The sequence below is a fragment of the Pseudomonas sp. HMSC057H01 genome (assembly GCF_001836405.1).
GTDB lineage: Bacteria > Pseudomonadota > Gammaproteobacteria > Pseudomonadales > Pseudomonadaceae > Pseudomonas > Pseudomonas aeruginosa.
Genome location: NZ_KV828399.1, coordinates 1 through 1639, shown reverse-complemented (window position 1 = coordinate 1639; position 1639 = coordinate 1). Strand labels below are relative to the sequence as shown.

The following is a 1639-nucleotide window of genomic DNA, read 5'->3' as shown; positions in this document are numbered from 1 at the left end:
TAGTCGGTTCCTAAGGCGAGGCTGAAAAGCGTAGTCGATGGGAAACAGGTTAATATTCCTGTACTTCTGGTTACTGCGATGGAGGGACGGAGAAGGCTAGGCCAGCTTGGCGTTGGTTGTCCAAGTTTAAGGTGGTAGGCTGAAATCTTAGGTAAATCCGGGGTTTCAAGGCCGAGAGCTGATGACGAGTCGTCTTTTAGATGACGAAGTGGTTGATGCCATGCTTCCAAGAAAAGCTTCTAAGCTTCAGGTAACCAGGAACCGTACCCCAAACCGACACAGGTGGTCGGGTAGAGAATACCAAGGCGCTTGAGAGAACTCGGGTGAAGGAACTAGGCAAAATGGCACCGTAACTTCGGGAGAAGGTGCGCCGGCTAGGGTGAAGGATTTACTCCGTAAGCTCTGGCTGGTCGAAGATACCAGGCCGCTGCGACTGTTTATTAAAAACACAGCACTCTGCAAACACGAAAGTGGACGTATAGGGTGTGACGCCTGCCCGGTGCCGGAAGGTTAATTGATGGGGTTAGCGCAAGCGAAGCTCTTGATCGAAGCCCCGGTAAACGGCGGCCGTAACTATAACGGTCCTAAGGTAGCGAAATTCCTTGTCGGGTAAGTTCCGACCTGCACGAATGGCGTAACGATGGCGGCGCTGTCTCCACCCGAGACTCAGTGAAATTGAAATCGCTGTGAAGATGCAGTGTATCCGCGGCTAGACGGAAAGACCCCGTGAACCTTTACTGTAGCTTTGCACTGGACTTTGAGCCTGCTTGTGTAGGATAGGTGGGAGGCTTTGAAGCGTGGACGCCAGTTCGCGTGGAGCCATCCTTGAAATACCACCCTGGCATGCTTGAGGTTCTAACTCTGGTCCGTGATCCGGATCGAGGACAGTGTATGGTGGGCAGTTTGACTGGGGCGGTCTCCTCCTAAAGAGTAACGGAGGAGTACGAAGGTGCGCTCAGACCGGTCGGAAATCGGTCGCAGAGTATAAAGGCAAAAGCGCGCTTGACTGCGAGACAGACACGTCGAGCAGGTACGAAAGTAGGTCTTAGTGATCCGGTGGTTCTGTATGGAAGGGCCATCGCTCAACGGATAAAAGGTACTCCGGGGATAACAGGCTGATACCGCCCAAGAGTTCATATCGACGGCGGTGTTTGGCACCTCGATGTCGGCTCATCACATCCTGGGGCTGAAGCCGGTCCCAAGGGTATGGCTGTTCGCCATTTAAAGTGGTACGCGAGCTGGGTTTAGAACGTCGTGAGACAGTTCGGTCCCTATCTGCCGTGGACGTTTGAGATTTGAGAGGGGCTGCTCCTAGTACGAGAGGACCGGAGTGGACGAACCTCTGGTGTTCCGGTTGTCACGCCAGTGGCATTGCCGGGTAGCTATGTTCGGAAAAGATAACCGCTGAAAGCATCTAAGCGGGAAACTTGCCTCAAGATGAGATCTCACTGGGAACTTGATTCCCCTGAAGGGCCGTCGAAGACTACGACGTTGATAGGCTGGGTGTGTAAGCGTTGTGAGGCGTTGAGCTAACCAGTACTAATTGCCCGTGAGGCTTGACCATATAACACCCAAACAATCTGATGATTGTGTGTTGTAAGGTGAAGTCGACGAACCGAAAGTTCGCATGAACCGCAAA

General features: G+C 52.9%; 1 rRNA gene. It reads left to right on the top strand.

Annotated elements, in window-relative coordinates:
* Positions 1-1564: ribosomal RNA gene (locus HMPREF2581_RS04895) — 23S ribosomal RNA — on the top strand; the annotation flags it as partial.
* Positions 1565-1639: the final 75 nt, after the last annotated feature.